This window comes from Nitrosomonas sp. sh817 (genome assembly GCF_030908545.1).
In the GTDB taxonomy this organism is placed as follows: Bacteria; Pseudomonadota; Gammaproteobacteria; order Burkholderiales; family Nitrosomonadaceae; genus Nitrosomonas.
Genome location: NZ_CP133083.1, coordinates 2,557,354 through 2,578,256, shown reverse-complemented (window position 1 = coordinate 2,578,256; position 20,903 = coordinate 2,557,354). Strand labels below are relative to the sequence as shown.

Sequence of the window (20,903 nt, the reverse complement as noted above, 5' to 3'; positions counted from 1 at the left end):
ATGTCGATGTACGCGATACCTGGTTCGATCAATCATGTCATTAAAATTGAGAGTTAGAATGAAACTAAAAACGATTTTGTTATCGCTGGGATTACTTTCGGCAACTGGTGCTGTTGCTGCGCCGACCTATACCTTTACTCTAGATGCAGCCGGTCCGGTGCAAACTGCTTTTGGTGTGGATTATGGGCTTATCGGAACGCCCGCTTCTCTTGCAGTCGCTGGCAATATAGATGAGATGGATGTCAATCCTGCTCCGTCCATTCTTCAGTCCGTGACGTCCGGCATTAGCGGCAGCATCAATGTGGGCGGGGAAGAACTGTCCGTGACCTCGATGACTATTGAAGCTTATGACAATGTTACGTTAACTGGCGCTCCCAGCAGCGATGACATGCTTCGTGTGGTTCTGGGCATTGATCCAGCCGACACTATCGATGGAAAAGATGGGTGGAGCGCGGTTTTTATGCGTAAGGGATCGGGTGATACTTTTTCCCTTGACGGAGATACTTCCGCCTCTGAACTTACTCAAATTGTAACCGGGATTTACAGTACTGGTTCCAGCCTGTTTATGCTGTCGGGTACCCCTGGGGTGGATTATGGCGTCGTCAATGTGAGGCCGAATGAATTTTCCATGACGGCGGAGAGCGTGACTTCTCCCGTTCCCGAGCCGTCGCAGGTCGCTCTGTTTGGCGCGGGGCTTGCTGCTTTGTGGGGCGCTAGCGCATTTGGAAGGCTTCGCCGGAAGGATGCTGTGGTCAGTTGCTCTTGCGGCCAATCAGAATCTTTCTCTTAGCCTATAGCTGATTCTGGAACGCAAAAAGGCTGTTCTTTTGGGAACGGCCTTTTTGCAGGCGGTTCGCTTATCGCTTGCGCGCATGTGTGTATGCTGCGTTCCTTGTGCTTGGATGGGAAAACGCTATTTGCTCTATTCTTTACACTCCATTGTATTTCACTTCCGTGAGTATGGTGGAGAAGTACTGGTATGGTTTGGTGCTAATTGTGTTGTTTCTGTAGGCGAGCCTTATGTTTTTGTGCAAGGCTTTTACCAGAGTTCCTCTGGTTTCTGATCCCTTGTTCTTGAATATGCTCGTTAGTTTATCAGGAGCGCGGTCATTCGGGGTGAAGCTCGAATTTTCTCAAAATCCGGAGACATTTTTCAATTCCATCAAAGCGTTTTGCCAGAGTTCCGTGAGATCGACTGGGCGTTTTCTCATTCTTCATTGATCTACTTTATAGGGATGCCGGACTCGTTTTTAGTGTTGATGTATCTGTCAAGGTGCGAATTCCTTGTCATTTCCTAACTTATTATCCATCATAATTTGTTTCAGGACGAAGGCACGCGCATCATCATCCGCCGACAAAGTGGCGTCCGAATTGAATCTGAAATACCGCCTGGCGCGGCATGATTTGCTGGAAACGACGGCAGTTGAATGGTCGCAGGTTAAATACCGGTAGTTGTCGAATCGCTTTAAGGAAATCGGATCAGTCGATTGATTGACCTGAATAATATTTCAGCATATTCGTCTTCCAAGCTGAAAAATTAATTTTAAAAATAGGACAAAGTTAGTATTTTCTTAGGACAAATGGATAGCCAGGATGATTGGTTAAAAGTTAAACTTCTGGTTATATGGAGAAAAGCTTATTTTTCCATAGGTGTGAGTTATCAATATCAATAAGACGAAGAGATTCTTCGAATATTAACGAGATTTTGAGTGAGTGGGCTTTGCTTTGAGATCAATGAAATATTGATGGATCTGCAATTGATCTGATGAATCATGATTTAAGAAATCGGGAGTTAAAATGAAACTAAAAACAGTTATTTTGTCATTGGGATTACTTTCGGCGACCGGTGTCGTTGCAGCGCCGGTGCAATGGGCTGGAAACGGTCATTGGTACGAATTGGTGTCAACACCGCTTAGTTTTGGCGATGCGGTGGCAGAAGCTTCGACGCGCACGCATTTAGGGTTGGGCGGGCATCTGGTTACTATCACATCGGCTGATGAAAATGCTTTCGTGCACGGACTCACGGGCGGCGGCGCTGCTTGGTTGGGCGCCAGCGATGCAGCGGTGGAGGGCGAATGGCGTTGGGCGAGCGGCCCGGAAGCAGGCGATTTGCTGACTTATACCAATTGGGGCCCTGGAGAGCCGAACAACGTCGGTAACGAAGATTTTGCGGTTTATAACAACCCGTGGGGCGGCGGACTTTGGAACGATCGGCCGGACGCTGGAATTGCTTATATCGTCGAATATAGCGCGCCGGTTCCGGAACCAGAAACTTATGCCATGTTGCTGGCGGGCTTGAGCATCATCGGTTTTGCCGGACGACGGATGAGAAAAAGTTAATTTTTATTAAGTTGCCAGTCATTAAAAAACCTCGCGGCCTATGGCAGCGAGGTTTTTTGTTTGGTACTGGTATCTTCAATGACTCCAAAAAACAACGGCCGGTTGCAACATTACAACCGGCCGTTGTTCAAATAAATCCAGTAATTTTTGTTTACGATTTATTTTCTTTGTTGCGGCGCAACGGGATTTTACGGATCAACGGAACGCAGAATAATCCCAGCAGCAGACCGGCCAGCATCATGCCATACGTTTGCAGATTATCGGTAGTGAACTGTGTGATTTGTCTGACCATTTTGCTTTGATCGGCTTTATCCGAGAGCTTCGGCAAATTTTCCGCTTCGTAAGTATCGTTGATATTGTGATGCGTCAATCCAGGGATACCCGGTATATCGGCGCCACCTTTTCCAACGACCAGTTGTGCTTTCATACCTTTTTCCATGTGATGGGAAATATCGCAGTGAACAAGGTAGGTGTCGTCTCCGCCGGGAACAATGATCGTGCCGGATACCGTTTTCGGACCGGTTACTTCCAGGTGGAACATTCCATATTTATAGAGATACTTCGGCAAGCCGTGCATCATGAATTGATGACGGATGTTATCTTCGTTGATGAAATGAAATGTGACTTTGGCGCAAGGCTTGACATGCCATTCTTGCTGATCAAAAGCGAAAGCGGTTCCGGGAAATTTTGCGGAATATTTTCTGCCGGCCCGGACGGTAATTTCCACTTCTTCGGAAATGCTGCGGCAACTGCTGGGTAATTGATCCAGGTTTTGCCCCATGATCATCGTGCCTTCGTGATCCATCATATGGTCGTGATCCATGTGGTGATGGTGTTGCATATCGCCGTGTTCCGTTGCTTGCACGCCGTGTGTGCTGTGATCGACGTCATGATCGTGCGCATGGTCGCTGTGATCCATTTTCGAATGGTCGACCGCGACGCCGCTGTCCTTGCTCATGTCGTGACCGCTGTGGTCATGCGCATCCTGCTTGGTTGTTTTTTGATCGCTATGATCATGTTGCGCATGATCGTGCTCGCTGGGTTTTGCCGGTTGCTGTGCATGGACGTTCGCACTCAAGGCAAAAAAACCGGCAAGCAAGAAAGTGATAGTCGTTGTCTTAACCATTATTGATTACCCCCTTTAGGGCTTCTTAAACGTGAAACGGCTGCTACCGTGCTTAGTTTGATTTGTTCCCGTTTGGCGAAAATCAGGTAGATCAGCAATCCTGCCAGTAAACCGATCAATGCGTAGATCAGTGAGGTTTGCGTCGCAGGCATCAATCCTTCACGTTCACCCGGTGATCCAAGGCTTGCCCAATCGTCAAGGTCCTGCCAGATCGGATAGCGTCTTTGATAATATTCCTTGGTGAAATATTCGCTTAAGTCGATGCCGAAATGACTGACTTTGGGTAAGCCGTTACCGTTCAAATAGGATTTATAAACGATCGAACTCATACTGCCGCCTTCGGCCATGCCGTTGGTGGTAATGCCTTTTTCACGGTGATCGTGAATTAGCCAATCACCTTCGCCATAGCTATGTTTGCCGTCATCAATGGTTTCCAGCTTCAGATCGAGGCGTTGCGCTGGTGCCATGTCAAAGACATCGCGCATGATCTGCGCAATCGGATTATGTTCCACGCCGTCATAATGCGTGATCGTGGCATGATGGCCATGGGTATGGACGGCGATCAGTTCACCACCGCTATTCAACATCCGCAGCTTGATTTTTTGATCCTGCTCCACGATGATCAGCGATTCCCTGAGCGTGTAAGGGAACGATAAACCGTTCAGCGTATAGTAATCTTCACTGGCGTCGGTAATGTCATAGCGTTGATTCATATCGCGGGCGATCAGCCGGGGATCGTTGTATTTCTGGATGATTTCGCCCAGTTCTTTATCCATTGCGTGATAATGCAGATCGTATTCCTGATCGTATTGCTCTTTAACCGCGACGGATGGGTGGCGCACATGACCGGCACCGATGTTCAAAGTTTGCAGCCAGTTATTCGGCCGGTTTTCTTCAATAACGATCATACCGGCCAGCCCCATTGCCAAGTGGGTATGCGTTTGCACGTGGCAGTGATAGAACATGGTTCCCGGCTGGCGCGCCTGGAACTGATAAATCCGGCGCTCGCCGGGCATCAATTCAACTTCGCTGGTTTGCGGCACACCGTCTTGGCCGCCATGCTCGCCGTGGGAAAATGGATGGTCGACACCGTGCAAATGAATGCTATGAGGGAAGTAATGCGTGTTTTCCAGTACGATTTGCACAATATCGCCGACTTCAACCCGGATGACCGGGGATGGCAGTCTCAACAGCGGATTGGCGCGTACGCTTTCAAAATTCTCGGTCGACATACCGCTGGTTTTCGGAGCGAATACCCATGCACCCGGTTGTATTCCGGGTGCGATGTCGAATGTCGGCACCAGTCCTGGAAAGTCGGGCGATTTGCCGTTTAATTCCATAATTTCCAGTTTGATAATGATCCGGTCAGGATCGCCATCGCCGTCCAGATCATCGGTTTTAATGATGGCATCCGGCGACAAGCCGGTTTTCATCAGGGTATCCATCGAAATATTATTAGTGCCCTTGACCGCCGCTGCGATCCACGCGGGATTATCAGGGCTGCAACCGGGGGATGCTTCAATTTTCACACCTTCGATTTCTTGCGCTTCGCGCCAAGCGGGTGAAATAATCGGGTCGCACGGTTCTTCGAAGGTTAATGCGGCTCGATCAACTTTTACCGTGCTGGGCAACTTCAGCGATGCTTGCGCGGTCATTGCCGCTGACATGAGAAAGGAAGTCAATAGGGCAAAAAATATATGGGTAGGCATATCAACGCACCTTTAGAATTAATCTAATCACAAAAAATAAATAATAATCAGGTTGTGCAATTATTTTTAACTTAGTTGTCAATTCCAATAGCCGGAATTTACTGCCTGGGACAGTTCTGAAAGAATAAAATTCGTGTAGCAGTGTATTTGCAGGCAGGTAGAATTACGAGGAATATCTTTTCTTCACATGTGCAATACTTCATTATCCATCACGCTATTGTCATCAGTTATTATACAGAACCCTATTATGCTTTTGTGGTTTTCCATTATCGAATCGATGTTAATTTTAAATTCTTGAAGAAAATTTTCGTGTGACGAATCATTATCTTTTGATTGCAGGAATTCACCTGCAATGTGTACGTATCGCCAAATTAATTCCGAAGCGCTATTTGACTTCTTTGGGGTGCTGCTTAATCAGTTTCTTGTTGATCGCTTGCAATGCCAGTGACTCCGGTCAGCCATCGGCACGCCCGGATTCTGCGATATCGGTTACTTATATCACAGCACAACCGGTTGATATACCGGTGAGTCTCGAAACAATCGCACAAGCGGAGGGCGCGAAAGAAGTGGAAATTCGTCCTCGAGTCAGCGGGATTGTCCTCAAACGCCTGTACGCGGAAGGTACTGAAGTCGAAGCCGGTCAAGCATTGTATCTGATCGATCCGGAGCCTTTCGAAAATGCTTTGGCTGAGGCTAAAGCGGAATTCCGTGAGCAGGATGTGCGTGTGATGCGAGCGAGAAGCGATGAACAACGCCAACGGCAATTATTGGCGCAGAACTTTGTCAGTCAGCGAGCTTATGATTTGGCAACGGCGGATTTGGCGATAGCGGTAGCTGGCTTGCAAGCGGCAAAAGTTCGTGTTCAGCAAGCGCAGCTCAATTTGTCTTACACCACAGTCAAAGCGCCTATCCATGGCGTGACGGGGCGGTCGCTTTTCTCGGAAGGTGCATTGGTGTCGGCCAATAGCAGCGTGTTAACGACATTGGCGCAGCTGTCTCCGATCTGGGTGCGATTCAGTTTCTCGGATAATGAGTTAACGAAATTCGGCGGCCATTTGCAACCCAATAATGTTCAGAAAGTTATCTTAATTTTGCCGGATGGTTCGGAATATCAACAGGAAGGCGAAATTAATTTTGCCGCCAGTAAAATTGATCCTTTGCTGGGCACACAACAATTGCGCGCTACTTTTGAGAATGCCGATCAGCGCATTCTACCCGGCCAATTTGTACGGGTACGCGTGATTGCGAGGGAATCCAGAACAGTTTTCGTGGTGCCGCAGGTCGCGGTATTGACTTCTGATTTTGGTCGGTATGTTTATGTGATCGATGAGAAAAATACCATCGTACAGAGACCGGTAATCGCGGGAGATTGGATCGGTAAGGACTGGATCATTATGGATGGATTAAAAACAGGTGATCGCGTTGTAGTTGATAATCTCATCAAATTGGCGCCTGGAAAAAATGTGGCGCCGCAATTACTGGAAACTTCTCCTTCTTAAATTACAGATGCATAAGTCAAATTGGTTTCAAGGCATGATATAAAATTCGCCGCCGAATCCGGTGATCGGTATTTTTCTGTAGTTATTGGCTATCGCGTATTCGATCAGGGGTTTATTTAAATCGGTTAAATCTCCGTCTTCACCGGAACCGATGATAATTGCTGCTGGCGGGGCTTGAGAAAACAGATCATCGAGATTATTTGTCGAGGTTCCAACAAAGTGCTTACGTTGCTCAGCGGTGAGGAGATTACCGATTCTATAAAGAAACGGACCGGTTGAGAACTCAGGGTAAACCGGAAGATTTGATTCCAAGGCATAAATGGGAGACAAAGAAGCAATCTTGCGATCAGTAGAAATGTCATTTTCTGTAAGCGCAAGCCGCATCTCCTTGGAGATGGTATGTAATCTGAGACCTACCCAGGATTCTTGATGCGCTGAACGTGAAATGAATGTTAATAAGCTTGGTCCATTGTAAACAGTGGATGCTAATATAAATATAACAATCAGTTGCTTATTTATTCTTAATTTTTCTTCAGAATCGGATGCTAAGGAAAAGATGAGTAGAATAAATAGAAAACTTATGGGAATTGAATAGTAATGTGACCAAGTAGGTGTTGGAGTCAACGCAGTTAGAATCGCGATAAGAACCAGAAAGAAAGTTAGCGATGTTCCCGCAGGCAGTTGTTTGTAGATATCTTTAAATGATTGAAAGTTCTTGATCAATAGCCCAAATCCAAGAGAAATAGCCAGCAGAAGAAGCAAATTATCTGTTTTGAACAAGTGCCTGTAAGCAAATTGCAGTTTTGAATATAAGGACATTGGTCCATCAAAATCAGTTATCTGCCGCCATTGGGTATTGAAATTATGAAATCCGAGATTGTTAAAGATGAAGGACTCAAGATCGGAAATGAATAGCAGAACGGGGAGTAAGCCAATGATAATTCCTGTTAGATAAAAAAGAATACACAAAATACTTTTTCTGTAATCTTTAGATGAATTTTTGTTCCCTATCATGAAGCAAATAATCATCAGTGCGAATGGAGCGGTGAGTGTGGCGAAAGTGAGTTTTGTTCCTATCGCAAGGGCGAGACAGATGCCCGCAAACATGATCCCAAGCAGCTTGATCTGATTCTCGAAAAACGAAATATAAAATAGGTAAAAACTGATTATCGAAAACGCCACTGGCATGATGAAATTAGTTGCCAGTGCGGCTGAACTGAGAATACTAAAGTTTAATAAAAAGAGTATAACGATACCTAAGGAAAGAAATCCGTCATGCAAGATCCGGCGCGATAACAAATACAAAAATAAGGATGATAGCGCAAGAAAAAAAAGGCTGATTAGCTTGCCTATCAAAAAATAATGCGATTCTATGTCGAGAATCTTGAAAAGACTTCCATAGAGTAACGGGAGATAAGGCATCTGCAAGTATGCAAAGTCCTTGTAGAGTACATAACCTTTTGAAACAAGGACACTGGCCGAAATGTACATGTGCTCATCGTACCAGAAGTACGTCATATTCATGGAAGCTGCGCCAGCAATTGCAAACATGAGGATTGCAATTAAGAACCGGAATGCAAGTTTGTCAGATTTCATTTCGTAGGTTTCCTGGATTTCGAGTAAGCAATGTTAAAGTGCCGCCGAATCTTTTAATTTGAGCCGTTCCTGGCAGTATGTTTTGTTTTCTTATCGATTCGCTGACAAGGAATCGTGTTGAAAGTTGATGTCGAAAATGTGAAGAGCCGATTTTCCTTCAGCCTCGAATTAACTTAGGATGGCGGTAACAAAAGCTGCTACCGCAATACCCACCAAAACGCCCGCAGCGATTTCGATGCGGGTGTGACCCATGCGCTCTCGCAAGGTTGGACGATCCGGCATGGTGATCGCCAGCTTGTTGATAATTGCGGCATGCTTTCCAACCTGGCGGCGCAGACTATTGGCGTCCAGCATGACAATGAATGCCAGTGTTAAAGCTACGCCAAAAGCGGGGTGATCGATGCCTTCCTTTAAAGCAATGAGAGCGGCCATGCTGCTGACAATGGCGCTATGATTACTTGGCAAGCCGCCATAACCGATTTGGCCGAATGCCAGTTGTTTTGCCTTGACACTGTTGATAATAAATTTCATGACGCCGGCTGTTAGCCAAGCGAGAAAGGGGGTTAATGCATAAGAGAAATCCATGATCATCCTTGAACCGGCCAAAGCACCCAACCACATGCAGCAACCCAAAGGGCTACCGTCAGCAGTAATTGCCAATCACTCAATAATGCATCAGTGGGTGATTCACCACCTTCAAATTTTTCGACGATGTACCAATAGCGGAACATGCCGAACATTACCAAAGGTACAGTGATAACCAGTTGGGATTTGGCTGACATTACAAACATGCTATAAAAAATCAATGCACTGGTTGCAGAGATCTCGGCATACCGATCGACGAGCGATACCGAGTATTTCTCCAGAACCTTGCGGCTTTTCACACCAATCTGGCTCAATTCTTGGCGGCGTTTGACCGCAGCCAGATAAAGCGCCAAACTGAGGGTGGTAATAAACATCCAGTCTGAAACCGGCACCGACAAGGCCGTGGCGCCGGCGTAAACTCTGAGCACGAAACCGATGGCGATCGTAAAAATATCCAATACCGGCTGATATTTTATTGATCCGGCCAGATGAAGTTTGAAGTTTCAAGCGGCATATTTGACCCTCGGATCTTGAAAGAAGCTTTTGACCCGTTCGGGTGATTGTTCAAGTTTAACCATGTGTTCGGTGGCAGCGAGTTTGAGTTTGGCCTTGGTGCGCACCGGCACTTTCGTCCCGATGGCATGCTTGAGGTCGGCATTGAGGCGTTCCTCCGGATTCAGTTCCGGGCTATAGCTGGGCAGGTAGAACAGCTCGATTTTGTCTTGTCGTTCAGCGACCCATGCCTTGACCTGTTTGCTGTGATGAACCCGCAGATTGTCGAGAATCAAGAATACCTTCTTCCCGGCATCCTTGATCAGCGCTTCGAGGAATTCGATCAGCCTGTCGGCGTTGAAGGCCTCGTCGATAATCATCCAGCGTGTTTTGCCCTGATTCGTCACTGCGGCAATCATCGATAGCTTCTGTCGCGTACCACCAGCCGCGTAGGTGACTGGCGTCTTGCCTGCCGGAGCATAGCAACGACCGCGCACATCGGTATTGACCAAGGCGGTTTCATCGCCCCAGTGAATCTCGCCGCCTTCCGCCTTGGCGCGCTTCTCAATTTCCGGGTATTGCTCGTTGAGCCAGGCTTGTACGGCTTCAGGCCGCTGCTCATAGGCCTTCTTGATCGGCTTCTGGGGAGTGAAACCCCAACGTGACAGATAGTTGCCTACGCCGCGCACCGACAGCTTGATGCTGTACTCCCGCTCTATCAGTTGCATGACCGCCGCCCGATTCCACAGCGCAAATTCCATCTTCAGTTGCTCCGGACGCTTGTCACAAATGATCTTGCGGATGGCTTGTTCCTGCTCCTCTGTCAGTGACCGCCCTTGACCAGTACGCTTGCCTCGCATCCCTGGCTTCAGGGCGGAAAATCCGCCTTCTTCATACCGATCTATCGCAAACCGAACTGTCGGATACGAAAGCCCACTGAGCTCAACAATTTGCATCACGCCGTAGCCCTTGCGATGCAACCGCACCACTTGCTTGCGCCGTTCATGCAGTTGCTCCAGCGTCGAATATCTTGCGTCGTCTTTTTCCATTTCAACAAGATGGGGGGCGATTCATAAATTTCAAGTATTATTGTGCCGAGTCAATAGTATAAACGTATAGGCCAGATTGAGGATGAGATAAGCTATGATCACCCATACCACGTTTGAGAAGTAAAACCATCCCCAGATTAATGTTGCGTATAACACGCCCAGTGTCAATAGTGCCGCGGGAATGGTTACAATACCGGTTGCCAAGGGACGTGTTTTGGATTTTTTCGGGTGACGGCGGTCATGCTCGATATCATGTATATCATTGATAATATAAGTTGCTGAAGAAGCCAAACAGAAAAGCAACGTTGCCAGCAAGGCCTGTTGCACGGCTTCGGGATTAAGAAATTCACCGGTAAACAAGAGTGGGGCTAGAACAAAGCTATTTTTTATCCACTGCTTCGGCCGCATGAGTTTAATTACACCGATCATCTGCTGAGAAAACGTGTAAGTCTGTTTGGTATCGTTCATAGGTATACGCTTTTGGGTCCAGATGTTATTGCTGGAGGTAATATCATTCTTTATTGTCAATGATCATGATTATTGCAGTATTTTTATTAATACTCAAAGTATTAGGATAGCAATTGTAATAAAATAAGGTTTTTTGCAAGTTTTTCCCCATACACTTATACCTGCAAGCTCTTGCAGTTTAATTAAAATCTTACTTGATGAAACTGGCAATAACCTATGCAATTCTTGCGCTAATCGCGACAGCAGCGAATATTGGCGCCCAGGATTTTTTCATTCGCGTGTACTCGGGAGCGTATGATGTCTTGCTATCGGTGGCGATAGGAACCGGGGTCGGGTTAGTGGTGAAGTATGTTCTCGATAAGCGGTATATTTTCAACTTTCGTGCCCGTAGCGTGGCGCATGACGGTCAAGTTTTCACGCTCTATGTGCTAATGGGGGTGGCTACAACCTTAATTTTCTGGGGGTTTGAGTTTGGCTTTCACTATCTTTTTGGAACAAAAGAGATGCGTTATTTGGGGGGTGTCATCGGTTTGGCTATCGGCTATTTGACTAAATACCATCTCGACAAGCGGTTTGTCTTCCGCGATAAGGGGGAGTCGTGAGAACAGTTTCCTCCTGGGGCCGTCTCAGTGCACCTCTTCATCGAGTTGTTGTGCTTAATGATCCGGGGAGGGTAAAGAGTATCGTTTCCCGTGAATATCCTTCAGGGTTGGCTCATGGCATGGGGCGAAGTTACGGCGACGCTTGCCTTAATCCAGATGGCGTGCTTTGGCTTACTACCGGCCTGGATCACTTCATTGCTTTCGATGATAAAACCGGAAGGCTGGTTTGCGAGGCCGGTGTATTGTTGCGAGATATCCAGCGGCTGGTGATTCCGCGAGGCTGGATTCTGCCTGTTACGCCGGGCACACAGCTCGTGACAGTTGGCGGCGCGATCGCCAACGATGTACACGGCAAGAATCACCATCTTCTTGGTTCGTTCGGTGATCATGTTCAGAGAATCAAATTGATTCGTACCGATGGTGAAATAATCGAATGCGGCCCCCATACTCAACCGGATTGGTTTGCTGCAACTGTTGGCGGATTGGGGTTGACGGGCATAATCGTGGAAGCGGAGATTCAATTGCGCCGGGTTGCGAGTCCGTGGTTGCAGACCGAAACGATTCCCTATGGTGATTTGGATGAATTTTTCCAACTCGCGGATGGCTCCGAGGTTGACTGGGAGCACACCGTTTCCTGGATCGACTGTGTCTCCGGCAACGGCAACCGGGGGCTTTTCATGCGAGGCAATTTTTCGGATAGCGAGCAACGGCCGGAACCCAAAAAACGGCAACTGGTCATGCCTTTCGTGCCGCCTATTTCGCTGGTAAACAGCTTATCGCTGCGGCCATTCAACGCGGCATACTACAATCTCAAGAAGTCGAAGGCAGGATCAGCCATTGTCCATTACGAGTCTTTCTTTTATCCACTGGATAATCTTCTTGAATGGAACCGGATGTATGGTCCGAAAGGGTTCTTTCAGTACCAAAGTGTGGTTCCACGAGAAGCCGGGCAAGATGCGACCCGAGCCATGCTGGGTGAAATCGCCAAATCCGGTGAAGGGTCTTTTCTCGCCGTTCTAAAGACTTTCGGCAATAGACAGCCGGTTGGGATGATGAGTTTTCCACGCCCCGGTGTTACTCTGGCGCTGGATTTCCCAAATAAGAGCGCGAAAACGCTTAAGCTGTTTGAACGCATGGATGCCATTGTGCGGGAAGCGGGGGGCAGGATTTATCCGGCCAAGGATGCCCGCATGCCCCGGGATTTGTTTGAAGCGGGTTATCCGCGATTACATGAATTTTTGAAGTATCGTGATCCCGGTATCAGCTCGGGATTGTCACGCCGTTTAATGGGAGCATGAAATGAACAACAAGCAACGGATTGTCATCGTCGGTGCTACGTCGGCGATCGCCGAGCACTGCGTCAGACTGTGGGCGCAAGATCAACCGGTGGACCTGACTTTGATCGGACGGGATGCCGACCGGATTAAACGTGTTGCTGCCGATATCGGTGCGCGCAGTCCCGAAGCGGATATTCACGTGACACAACTGGATTTTCTCGATACGGCCGCCATTCAAACGGCGGTTGACGAGATTGCTAAGCAGCAAGCCGTTGATATTGTTTTGATTGCGCATGGTTCTCTGCCGGAACAAGATGCTTGCCAGAATGATTTGCAGGCGTGCCGGGAGGCGTTGGAAATCAATGGAATTTCTCCGCTGCTTTTCGCCGAAGCGTTTGCGAAGCATATGGCAAAGGCTGATTCCGGTACCTTGGTACTGGTAGGGTCGGTGGCTGGTGACAGAGGGCGCAAGTCCAATTATGTTTATGGTTCGGCCAAAGGCTTGGTGACGCGATACGCGCAAGGCCTGCAACACCGCTTCGCGGGAACCGGTGTCAAGGTTGTTCTGGTTAAACCGGGGCCGACAGACACACCGATGACTGCGCACTTGAAAGCTCAAGGCGCTAAATTAGCCTCTGTCGAAGCAATTGCAAAAAACATTGTGGATGGGGTTAAACGTGGCCAACCGGTCGTGTACGCGCCACCAAAATGGAGGTTGATTATGTTGATTATTCAGCATTTACCCAATTTTATCTTTCATAAATTGAACATCTAGTGAAATGTTAAACGTTGAATAATCTTAAGGGAGCTTGTATAAATTCAGTATCTTAAACAAGCCGGGGTGAGACGGATTAAGCAATCGAAGGTTTGGATGCTCGTAAATATGAATATTTAGTGATACCCCTAAATAGAAAACGGCCCCTGAAAACTGACAGGAGCCGTTTGATAATCAATCAACCGATTAATCTTTACTACCGGCAGGAGCACCCAGTCTTTCGCCTGATTCAGGATCTTTATATAAGCTTGGCGGTTTATTATATGGTTTAGGTTCGCCACATCCAGATAATGCGGCTGTACTAACAAAAGCTAACAGGACGGCTGCGAAAATTGTGTATTTCATGAGAATCTCCTTTGTTACTAAAATAATAATGTTTATAAACAAATTTAATGTCACGTTGAAACTTCATCAGCTACAAGCCACATCTCCTAAAATCTTTTTCCGCAATGTCCTTTTCTTTTACAGAAGAAGATCTTGTAATAGAAAATCATCCAACTTATGTAACCTATTGATCTCCTAAAATTAGAGAGACATGGTTTCAAATCGAATAAGAAAACGACTTATTCATATTAAGCATAACACTAAAAAAAAAAGGATGGAATTGTTAATGCATCAGATAACCGTATATTTATCAAAGAAAATGGTGCGGGGTCTGTGAATTTTTTGTGATTTTGATGAAGATTCTTCCCATAAAATAAACAGTTAGTGATCGATTGCAAATGAATATTCTGGATGATTTTTGAAACAACCAAGCGGATCAAAATTTCATCCATCGCTGCTGAATGAATCGCTCCGGTGCTTTATTTCCATAAATTTGGTAAAAACCACCGTCTTTAGACGGTGACTTTGACTTTAAATGTGTTGATTCATGCGCGTTTAGCTTGGTGCGGGTAGACGACTTTAGTCGTCTGCACCCAAGCTGCGCTAACCCACCTACTTTCAGTGGGTGGTAGTTTATTGTCCATCATAAGGTTAAAACCACCGGCTTCAGCCGGTCAGCTTTAGCTGCGAGAATATGCCACACAGGAGGTGTGGCATGGATTATAGATATGGAAGTCATACGGTTTATCAGATTGAATATCATTTTGTATGGGTAACGAAGTATAGATATAAGATTCTGAAGGGAGAAGTAGCAGAACGAGTACGAGAGTTGGTTCGTCAGACGTGTGAAGCATTTGAAATGAGAATTGTACAGGGTGTAGTAAGTAAGGATCATGTGCGTATTCTGGTGAGTTGTCCGCCGGAGATGGCTCCGAGTGAGATCATGAGGCGACTAAAAGGACGAACATCGAGCTATCTGTTTGAAGAATTTCCTCACTTGAAGAAGCGGTACTGGGGAAGGCATTTTTGGGCGCGAGGGTATTTCTGCGTGACAGTAGGTCAGATGACAGAAGAGATGATCAAACAATACTTGGAGCATCATTTTGAGCCAAATCCAAACGACAATTTTAAAATGGAGCCGGAATAAGACGCGTCGTTTAGTCGACGCGTATCCGGACTTTCAGTCCGTAACTCAAACCCACCGGCTTTAGCCGGTGGTTGTTTAGTTTTTGCCGCCGGAGAAAAAATGGCTGATAACGGGTTTTAAATAAACGTTGTGTCAGCGTTTTTTTCTTTGGCTATTTCGACTTTTTATTAACAAGCCGTTGAGAAACGTTTTCAAGAAAGCCGATACAAGGCAAGAACAGGTGAAAAGGCGCAGTTTATGCAATAAATGAGCATTTTGAGTCAGTTCTTAACACCGCAACGGCAACGTGGATAGTTTTCGGCTTGTTAAACGAAGATACCATTTGTTATCTATCTATCTTAACTAACTGCTTCCCGGTAAGCATGAAGGCAACGCGTGCGCGCGGCTGCGTGATCCACCATCGGCGCCGGATAAGAGAGTGTGTGCCAGTCATGTACCCAGGTTTGGATATAGTCGAACTGTTGATCGAACTTCTCAATTTGCGTGGTTGGATTAAAAATTCTGAAATAGGGTGCCGCATCGACGCCACAGCCGCCCACCCACTGCCAGTTGCCGACATTACTGGCCAGGTCGTAATCCAGCAATTTCCGCGCAAAATAAGCCTCACCCCAGCGCCAGTCTATCAGCAGGTGCTTGCACAGAAAGCTGGCGGTAACCATACGGATGCGGTTGTGCATTAATCCGGTCGCATTGAGCTGGCGCATACCGGCGTCGACTAATGGATAACCGGTGGTGCCCTCGCACCAGCGCTGAAATTCCGTTGCATCGTTACGCCATTGAATGCGATCGTATTGCGGTTTGAAGCTTTTATGCACAGTTTGCGGGAAATGCCACAATATTTGACTGAAAAACTCCCGCCAGATCAGTTCATTGCAAAAACTGTCACTGATTTCAAGCGTTTGCTGCACAATCTGGCGGATGCTGACGGTGCCGAAACGCAAATGCGGCGATAATTGCGACGTGCCCTGCCGTGCCGGGAAATCCCTGTCTGCGGCATAGTATTCCAGTATGCCGATACCGAGCTGATAGGGCGGAACGGTGATTGCGGCACGGACAAAGCCGATATCCGCCAGCGTCAGATTGGAGCATGACAGTTGTTTGACTAGCCCGGATAATCGTTCGGCACTGGGATAGACCGTCAGTGCGATTTGACTCAACATTGACCGCCATTTGCGCATGTACGGGGTATACACCACATAAGGATCGCCGTCTTCTTTCACGACTTCGCGCTTTTCGAACACTACCTGGTCTTTGAAGCTATGGAATGTTACCGATTGTGTTTTCAGCCATTGCCGTAAGGCGTCGTCACGTTCTCGCGCATAAGGCTCATAATCATGGTTGGTGTATACCGCCGCAACCGGGTACGAATGCAGGATGCGTTCGAAAACTTCCAGCGGCTTGCCGTGATACAGCGCCAGTGAGCTGCCGTGATCCCGCTCCAGCTGCGTGCGCAACGCTTGCAGCGTATCGAAAATAAACGTGACGCGTGCGTCGTCTTGGGGCAGTCCGCTGAGAATGTTCGAGTCAAAAATGAAAACCGGCAGCACCGCATGGCCGGATGCCAGCGCCTGCGCGAGTCCGGCATTATCGTGCAAGCGCAAATCGCGCCGGAACCAGAAAACAGCAAGCGGTGTCGTCATATGCGGCTAAACGGAATTAATGCGGCCGGTGCAAATCCGCCAAAGCCGCCGGTAAATCGCTATATTTGAAATGAAAACCGAATTCTTCCAGCAATCGCCGCGGCGTGACGCGATAGCTGTTTAACGCCAGCGCAGCGGCTTCGCCCAATACCAATTTCAAAATAAATGCCGGTGCCGGGAAAAAAGCCGGACGTTGCAGTGCATGACCCAGCGCCGTGGCGAATTCCCGGTAACGTACCGGGTTAGGCGCCACGGCATTGACCGGACCTTGATAACGCGAATCCAGCGCGGCTGCAATGTAGACGGATACAATGTCATCGATGTGTATCCAAGGCAACCATTGTTTTCCATTGCCGGCAGGGCCGCCAAGACTCAGTTTGAAAACCGGCAGCAGTTTCTGCAGCATGCCGCCGTGACCGAGCACCACGCCGGTGCGGATGCTGACCCGGCGCACACCGTTGCTTTCGATCCTTGCCGCCTCCTGTTCCCAATCATGGCAAATCGTTTGCATGAAACTGCGCTGTTCCGGCACGGTATACGACTCATCGTAACAATCGTCGCCGGTACCGGGGTAAATACCGATCGCCGAGCCGCACACGAAAGTGTGCAGACTGTCCGGCGCGGCGGCAACCAGCTTGCGGGTGCTGAGGATACGCGAGGTATAAATCTCGTGCTTGCGCGCTTTAGTCCAACGGCCTTCGCCCAAATTCTCGCCCATCAAGTTGATGATAACCTGACAGTCTTTTATTGCCTCAAAAGGGACATCCTGCGTGGCGTAATCCCAATCATATGCCGGTACGCCAAGCATTTCGCTCGCTCTCTTGGCATTGCGGCTCAATACGGTGATGATGTGGTGGCCTCGCTGCAAACGCCGTACTAATTGCTGACCAATGAATCCCGTTGCGCCTGTGATCAGAATATTCATGATTGAAAGTCTTTAAACAGGTTGAAGATTTTTTCAGAATACACTTATTTTAAGCTTTTTTCAGTTGAGCACGGTTAGTTTCTGGAATGCTTGCAGCCTGAATGATGAGGCTCACACGTGAAGAATCTTGCGCATGATCCTCATCAAAGACCGGTTAGTACCTGAGTCATTGACCGATGGCGTCAACCAGGAATGTCTCGCCGCAATTCGATTTGCCCTGAACCGGCGCGTCCGGCAATAATTTCTCCAGATCGATACCAGGGGTCAGACTGGCGGATAGATTCAATTGAATTTCGACCAGCATGCCTTGGTTGCAATTCAGCTTGATCCGGTCCTTCGCGGCTGTTCCCAGCACCGCTGTTACGCGATTAATGAAATCATCGGTGCGAACCTGCTGTCCGATCCTGCGGTTCATGAAATACGCCATGCCGGCATCGTTAAACTGGCGGGTCAAGTCGGCTGCCAAATCGAAATAGTCTTCCAATGACCACTGAGCGCAGGTACCGTGCTTGTGCCATTCATGCCGTTCCAAGCAAGAACCGGCGGTTACGCTCGGCATCACTTCCGCTAATGAAGTGCGGGGGGCGTCATCCAATTGAACAGCCGGGTAATCGCAGAAATTGCTTTTCTGGTTTTTGACATCACCGCAGAATCCATAATGTGTGCCGCAACTTTTTTTGTTCGGCCATAAACCATGTAGCGTGAAATGTTTGGCTTGGTAAACTTTAGGGTCGGTAATTTTGCATTCTGCTTTATCGGGTTTGGTTTCACAGAATGCCGGCTGCCACGACAACGCCAATACATAGCTATCGCCTTGTCCCGCGGTATTGCAGCTACCGCCACCGCCGTCATTATTGTCGCCGCCGCCCCCTCCACCGCTCAGTTGGGCCTGGCCGCAACTGGCATTAACCCAGCGTTCTTGCGGATTGGCCGCAGGTACAACCACGCGATACCAGTCGGGATTATTCGCCGTCAGCACTTCGGTAATCGCGTATTTGCTTCCGGCCAGAATTTTTGCATTATCCGGATTGGTCGATTTATTTTTGGATACATAAGCCGGGCAGGTTTGCTGCGCCGTGAATTCGCCGGATGTCTTTTCCGCCCAGACGGGCTGAAAATAACCGAGTGTAACAATGATCAGGAAAACTTGAAAAATCGTGTTTTTTCTGAGAACTATCATGACTTTCTCCTTTATCGCCAAAAATAGATGGAACGGCTGGAACAATGCCGGGTTATTATGCGGCAAGTGTTGCCTGTGAGCTATGGTATTTATCACACGATCCCAAAGCAATGACATGTGGCGCTGCCACTAGCTAAAAAAAACCGCAGACGCTACACTCATCGCCTATGACGACTCCGTCGCATTCTCCTTCCCCTTCCCCGAATCGCTCCTGGTTCCAGCAAGAATGGCGCGGCTTATTGCTGGCCATCGGTTTCTTTACGCGCATCCCGGTACCGGCATTGCCGGATTTTCACGAGCAGGAGTTGAACACGGCAGCCAAGTATTTTCCGCTGGTGGGCATTATCGTAGGCGCTTTTGCAGCCATTGTTTACTCGCTTGCCAACGCAGTGTTGCCGCAGGATATTTCGGTACTGCTCAGTATGGTTGCGACGATATGGCTTACCGGCGCGTTTCATGAAGACGGTTTGACCGATGCAATCGACGGTCTTGGCGGTGGATGGGAAAAAGAGCAAGTGTTGCAAATCATGCAGGATTCGCGTATCGGCAGCTATGGTGTGGTGGGTATTGTGCTGGTACTGTCGCTGAAATTTGCCGCGTTGAACCATTTTCCGCCGCTGCTGGTGCCGGTCTTGTTGATTGCGGGCCATAGCTTAAGCCGACTTTGTTCCGTGATGGTGATGGCCACGCAGCGCTATGTGAAGTTTTCGGGTAAATCCAAACCTCTCGCGACCAGCATGCCGCTTACCCATCTTGCCGTGGCCGCTCTATTGGGATTATTACCGTTGCTGTGGCTGCCGTCCTCCTGGTATTGGGGAATTGTGCCCGTGGCGGCTGTGTGGATGTGGTTTAGCCTTGTTCTAAAAAAGCGCATTGGCGGTTACACCGGCGATTGCTTAGGCGCCATGCAACAGCTTACCGAAGTCTCTTTTTATCTGGGTGTATTGGCATGCGCCGCTACATAATGGCTTTGCCGTGGCCCCTCACAAGATAAGCTTCCGACTGCATTTCCGTCAAACGTGAAACGGTGCGTTCAAACTCAAAGCCGATGTCGCCGCCGACGTACAGTTCCGCTAGCGGCACGGCGGCGGAACACAGAAATTTGACGCCGTGCTCATACAGCGCGTCGATTAAATGGATAAAGCGCCGGGCCTGGTCGCTGTTATGCTCATTGAACTGCGGGATCGCGACCATGATCACGGTGTGATAAGCGCGGGCGATGGCGAGATAATCGGCAGTGCCAAGCGGGTTGGCGCACAGCCGCTTAAACGAGAATACCGCTACGCCGCGGGCTGCTTTGGGCACGAACAAGGTCCGGCCTTGCACGTGCAGTTCTTCGCTAGGCACCTTGTCACGGTCTTTGACATGACGGTCGGTCAGGCGGAAGAAGGTTGCCGATAACTCCGAGCTGGTTTGTTCGTTAGCCGGAAAATAATAAGTCTGCGCGCCTTGCAACCGGTCGTAACGATAATCGACCGGACCTTGCAGCGGAACAATTTCCAATTTTTCTTTCACTTGCTCGATGAATGGCAAGAAACGCTGGCGGTTCAAGCCGTTTTTGTACAATTCATCCGGCGGCCGGTTGGACGTTGCAACAACGATCACGCCTTGTGTGAACAATTCTTTGAACAATCGCGTGAGCACCATGGCGTCGGCGATGTCGGTCACTTGCAGTTCATCGAAGCACAATAATCGCGCTTCCTGGATGATTTTGCGAGCAATGAACGGCATCGGATCGTCGTCATTGGCCCGCCCGCCTTGCTGCACTTTCTCGCGTGCGGAAAGCTCGTGCCAGGTTTTGAGCCGATCGTGAACATCGAGCATGAATTCGTGAAAATGCACGCGCCGTTTCGATGTGGTCGGCGTCGCGGCATAAAACAAATCCATCAGCATCGATTTACCGCGACCGACACCGCCGTAGAGATAAATGCCTTTCGGAACCGGTTTGCCGGTGTTGAGCCAACCAAACAAAACGGTGGACCAGTTGGATTTGGATCGCTCCCCGCGCGCGCTGTTAAGCGGTAAATCAAGTAATTCCCGGTGTAAGCGTTCTAACGCATCGACCGCATGGGCTTGATCGGCATCCGGTTTCAGTTCGCCGGCCTGGATCAACGATTGGTATTCGGTTTTAGGACTTGTTGTGTGTGAAACTTCAGACATAGTAAATTG

Annotated in this window: 21 protein-coding genes; 9 read left to right on the top strand and 12 right to left on the bottom strand. The window is 48.4% G+C overall.

Annotation, left to right across the window (positions count from 1 at the left end; translation table 11 throughout):
• The first annotated feature begins 58 nt into the window (after nucleotides 1-58).
• From RBH92_RS12180 to RBH92_RS12170, 3 genes are all read left to right on the top strand, one after another.
• The gene (locus tag RBH92_RS12180; RefSeq protein WP_307932291.1) at nucleotides 59-790 is read left to right on the top strand and encodes a PEP-CTERM sorting domain-containing protein; all 732 of its coding nucleotides are present in this window, start codon (nucleotides 59-61) and stop codon (nucleotides 788-790) included.
• 494 nt (nucleotides 791-1,284) lie between these two features.
• The gene (locus tag RBH92_RS12175) at nucleotides 1,285-1,452 is read left to right on the top strand and encodes a hypothetical protein (RefSeq protein ID WP_307932290.1); all 168 of its coding nucleotides are present in this window, start codon (nucleotides 1,285-1,287) and stop codon (nucleotides 1,450-1,452) included.
• Between the two features lie 345 nt (nucleotides 1,453-1,797).
• Nucleotides 1,798-2,340, top strand: coding sequence for a C-type lectin domain-containing protein (locus tag RBH92_RS12170; RefSeq protein ID WP_307932289.1), 543 nt, complete (start codon nucleotides 1,798-1,800; stop codon nucleotides 2,338-2,340).
• Nucleotides 2,341-2,491: 151 nt separating this feature from the next.
• Here the strand turns inward: RBH92_RS12170 and RBH92_RS12165 are convergent, their stop codons facing one another.
• Complete coding sequence (locus RBH92_RS12165; RefSeq protein WP_307932288.1) at nucleotides 2,492-3,466, bottom strand: cupredoxin domain-containing protein; 975 nt, start codon at nucleotides 3,464-3,466, stop codon at nucleotides 2,492-2,494.
• Entirely contained in the window at nucleotides 3,466-5,175 is a 1,710-nt protein-coding gene (locus RBH92_RS12160) for a multicopper oxidase domain-containing protein (RefSeq protein WP_307932287.1), read from the bottom strand. The genes RBH92_RS12165 and RBH92_RS12160 overlap by 1 nt, the downstream gene beginning before the upstream one ends.
• Before the next feature lie 311 nt (nucleotides 5,176-5,486).
• Here RBH92_RS12160 and RBH92_RS12155 point away from each other — a divergent pair, with 311 nt between their 5' ends.
• Nucleotides 5,487-6,674 carry an efflux RND transporter periplasmic adaptor subunit gene (locus RBH92_RS12155; protein WP_307932286.1) on the top strand — a complete coding sequence of 396 codons (1,188 nt, stop codon included), beginning with the start codon at nucleotides 5,487-5,489 and terminating at the stop codon, nucleotides 6,672-6,674.
• Nucleotides 6,675-6,701: 27 nt separating this feature from the next.
• On the opposite strand, the gene RBH92_RS12150 is transcribed toward RBH92_RS12155, so the two are convergent.
• The 5 genes from RBH92_RS12150 to RBH92_RS12130 form a co-directional block, all read right to left on the bottom strand.
• Nucleotides 6,702-8,270, bottom strand: coding sequence for a hypothetical protein (locus tag RBH92_RS12150; protein ID WP_307932285.1), 1,569 nt, complete (start codon nucleotides 8,268-8,270; stop codon nucleotides 6,702-6,704).
• A gap of 168 nt (nucleotides 8,271-8,438) precedes the next feature.
• Complete coding sequence (locus tag RBH92_RS12145; protein ID WP_307932284.1) at nucleotides 8,439-8,855, bottom strand: divergent PAP2 family protein; 417 nt, start codon at nucleotides 8,853-8,855, stop codon at nucleotides 8,439-8,441.
• Between the two features lie 2 nt (nucleotides 8,856-8,857).
• Nucleotides 8,858-9,313, bottom strand: a complete 456-nt coding sequence (locus RBH92_RS12140) for a UbiA prenyltransferase family protein (RefSeq protein WP_307932283.1) — start codon at nucleotides 9,311-9,313, stop codon at nucleotides 8,858-8,860.
• Between the two features lie 45 nt (nucleotides 9,314-9,358).
• A complete protein-coding gene (locus RBH92_RS12135; protein WP_307931811.1) occupies nucleotides 9,359-10,396 on the bottom strand; it encodes an IS630 family transposase in 1,038 nt (345 codons plus the stop codon).
• Nucleotides 10,397-10,426: 30 nt separating this feature from the next.
• Nucleotides 10,427-10,864: a UbiA family prenyltransferase gene (locus RBH92_RS12130; RefSeq protein WP_307932282.1), complete on the bottom strand. Its 438-nt coding sequence runs from the start codon at nucleotides 10,862-10,864 to the stop codon at nucleotides 10,427-10,429.
• A gap of 197 nt (nucleotides 10,865-11,061) precedes the next feature.
• Here RBH92_RS12130 and RBH92_RS12125 point away from each other — a divergent pair, with 197 nt between their 5' ends.
• The 3 genes from RBH92_RS12125 to RBH92_RS12115 are packed head-to-tail and all read left to right on the top strand — an operon-like array spanning nucleotide 11,062 to nucleotide 13,518.
• Complete coding sequence (locus RBH92_RS12125; RefSeq protein WP_307932281.1) at nucleotides 11,062-11,466, top strand: GtrA family protein; 405 nt, start codon at nucleotides 11,062-11,064, stop codon at nucleotides 11,464-11,466.
• Nucleotides 11,463-12,764: an FAD-binding oxidoreductase gene (locus RBH92_RS12120; protein ID WP_307932280.1), complete on the top strand. Its 1,302-nt coding sequence runs from the start codon at nucleotides 11,463-11,465 to the stop codon at nucleotides 12,762-12,764. Before RBH92_RS12125 ends, RBH92_RS12120 begins: the two co-directional genes overlap by 4 nt.
• Before the next feature lies 1 nt (nucleotide 12,765).
• Nucleotides 12,766-13,518, top strand: a complete 753-nt coding sequence (locus tag RBH92_RS12115; protein WP_307932279.1) for an SDR family NAD(P)-dependent oxidoreductase — start codon at nucleotides 12,766-12,768, stop codon at nucleotides 13,516-13,518.
• 186 nt (nucleotides 13,519-13,704) lie between these two features.
• On the opposite strand, the gene RBH92_RS12110 is transcribed toward RBH92_RS12115, so the two are convergent.
• The gene (locus RBH92_RS12110; RefSeq protein ID WP_292924590.1) at nucleotides 13,705-13,863 is read right to left on the bottom strand and encodes a hypothetical protein; all 159 of its coding nucleotides are present in this window, start codon (nucleotides 13,861-13,863) and stop codon (nucleotides 13,705-13,707) included.
• Nucleotides 13,864-14,557: 694 nt separating this feature from the next.
• Here RBH92_RS12110 and tnpA point away from each other — a divergent pair.
• Nucleotides 14,558-14,989, top strand: coding sequence for an IS200/IS605 family transposase (gene tnpA, locus RBH92_RS12105; RefSeq protein WP_307932278.1), 432 nt, complete (start codon nucleotides 14,558-14,560; stop codon nucleotides 14,987-14,989).
• A gap of 338 nt (nucleotides 14,990-15,327) precedes the next feature.
• On the opposite strand, the gene RBH92_RS12100 is transcribed toward tnpA, so the two are convergent.
• The 3 genes from RBH92_RS12100 to RBH92_RS12090 all read right to left on the bottom strand — a co-directional run bounded on the left by RBH92_RS12100 (nucleotide 15,328) and on the right by RBH92_RS12090 (nucleotide 18,734).
• Nucleotides 15,328-16,629 carry a cryptochrome/photolyase family protein gene (locus RBH92_RS12100; protein WP_307932277.1) on the bottom strand — a complete coding sequence of 434 codons (1,302 nt, stop codon included), beginning with the start codon at nucleotides 16,627-16,629 and terminating at the stop codon, nucleotides 15,328-15,330.
• Between the two features lie 16 nt (nucleotides 16,630-16,645).
• Nucleotides 16,646-17,554 carry a TIGR01777 family oxidoreductase gene (locus RBH92_RS12095; RefSeq protein WP_307932276.1) on the bottom strand — a complete coding sequence of 303 codons (909 nt, stop codon included), beginning with the start codon at nucleotides 17,552-17,554 and terminating at the stop codon, nucleotides 16,646-16,648.
• A gap of 166 nt (nucleotides 17,555-17,720) precedes the next feature.
• The gene (locus tag RBH92_RS12090) at nucleotides 17,721-18,734 is read right to left on the bottom strand and encodes a ribonuclease T2 family protein (RefSeq protein ID WP_307932275.1); all 1,014 of its coding nucleotides are present in this window, start codon (nucleotides 18,732-18,734) and stop codon (nucleotides 17,721-17,723) included.
• Between the two features lie 167 nt (nucleotides 18,735-18,901).
• Here RBH92_RS12090 and RBH92_RS12085 point away from each other — a divergent pair, with 167 nt between their 5' ends.
• On the top strand, nucleotides 18,902-19,699 hold the full coding sequence (locus RBH92_RS12085) for an adenosylcobinamide-GDP ribazoletransferase (RefSeq protein WP_307932274.1): 798 nt from the start codon (nucleotides 18,902-18,904) through the stop codon (nucleotides 19,697-19,699).
• On the opposite strand, the gene zapE is transcribed toward RBH92_RS12085, so the two are convergent.
• Nucleotides 19,692-20,894 carry a cell division protein ZapE gene (gene zapE, locus RBH92_RS12080; RefSeq protein ID WP_307932273.1) on the bottom strand — a complete coding sequence of 401 codons (1,203 nt, stop codon included), beginning with the start codon at nucleotides 20,892-20,894 and terminating at the stop codon, nucleotides 19,692-19,694. The two genes, RBH92_RS12085 and zapE, sit on opposite strands and share 8 nt — an antisense overlap.
• Nucleotides 20,895-20,903 lie beyond the last annotated feature (9 nt).

What these genes read in the sequence shown, in the direction of transcription:
- RBH92_RS12085 (WP_307932274.1), top strand. Translation starts at nt 18,902, where the DNA reads ATGACGACTCCGTCGCATTCTCCTTCCCCTTCCCCGAATCGCTCCTGG.
- RBH92_RS12145 (WP_307932284.1), bottom strand. Translation starts at nt 8,855, where the DNA reads ATGGATTTCTCTTATGCATTAACCCCCTTTCTCGCTTGGCTAACAGCC.
- RBH92_RS12130 (WP_307932282.1), bottom strand. Translation starts at nt 10,864, where the DNA reads ATGAACGATACCAAACAGACTTACACGTTTTCTCAGCAGATGATCGGT.
- RBH92_RS12135 (WP_307931811.1), bottom strand. Translation starts at nt 10,396, where the DNA reads ATGGAAAAAGACGACGCAAGATATTCGACGCTGGAGCAACTGCATGAA.
- RBH92_RS12110 (WP_292924590.1), bottom strand. Translation starts at nt 13,863, where the DNA reads ATGAAATACACAATTTTCGCAGCCGTCCTGTTAGCTTTTGTTAGTACA.
- RBH92_RS12115 (WP_307932279.1), top strand. Translation starts at nt 12,766, where the DNA reads ATGAACAACAAGCAACGGATTGTCATCGTCGGTGCTACGTCGGCGATC.
- RBH92_RS12180 (WP_307932291.1), top strand. Translation starts at nt 59, where the DNA reads ATGAAACTAAAAACGATTTTGTTATCGCTGGGATTACTTTCGGCAACT.
- RBH92_RS12160 (WP_307932287.1), bottom strand. Translation starts at nt 5,175, where the DNA reads ATGCCTACCCATATATTTTTTGCCCTATTGACTTCCTTTCTCATGTCA.
- RBH92_RS12165 (WP_307932288.1), bottom strand. Translation starts at nt 3,466, where the DNA reads ATGGTTAAGACAACGACTATCACTTTCTTGCTTGCCGGTTTTTTTGCC.
- RBH92_RS12125 (WP_307932281.1), top strand. Translation starts at nt 11,062, where the DNA reads ATGAAACTGGCAATAACCTATGCAATTCTTGCGCTAATCGCGACAGCA.
- tnpA (WP_307932278.1), top strand. Translation starts at nt 14,558, where the DNA reads ATGGATTATAGATATGGAAGTCATACGGTTTATCAGATTGAATATCAT.
- RBH92_RS12100 (WP_307932277.1), bottom strand. Translation starts at nt 16,629, where the DNA reads ATGACGACACCGCTTGCTGTTTTCTGGTTCCGGCGCGATTTGCGCTTG.
- RBH92_RS12090 (WP_307932275.1), bottom strand. Translation starts at nt 18,734, where the DNA reads ATGATAGTTCTCAGAAAAAACACGATTTTTCAAGTTTTCCTGATCATT.
- zapE (WP_307932273.1), bottom strand. Translation starts at nt 20,894, where the DNA reads ATGTCTGAAGTTTCACACACAACAAGTCCTAAAACCGAATACCAATCG.
- RBH92_RS12170 (WP_307932289.1), top strand. Translation starts at nt 1,798, where the DNA reads ATGAAACTAAAAACAGTTATTTTGTCATTGGGATTACTTTCGGCGACC.
- RBH92_RS12095 (WP_307932276.1), bottom strand. Translation starts at nt 17,554, where the DNA reads ATGAATATTCTGATCACAGGCGCAACGGGATTCATTGGTCAGCAATTA.
- RBH92_RS12150 (WP_307932285.1), bottom strand. Translation starts at nt 8,270, where the DNA reads ATGAAATCTGACAAACTTGCATTCCGGTTCTTAATTGCAATCCTCATG.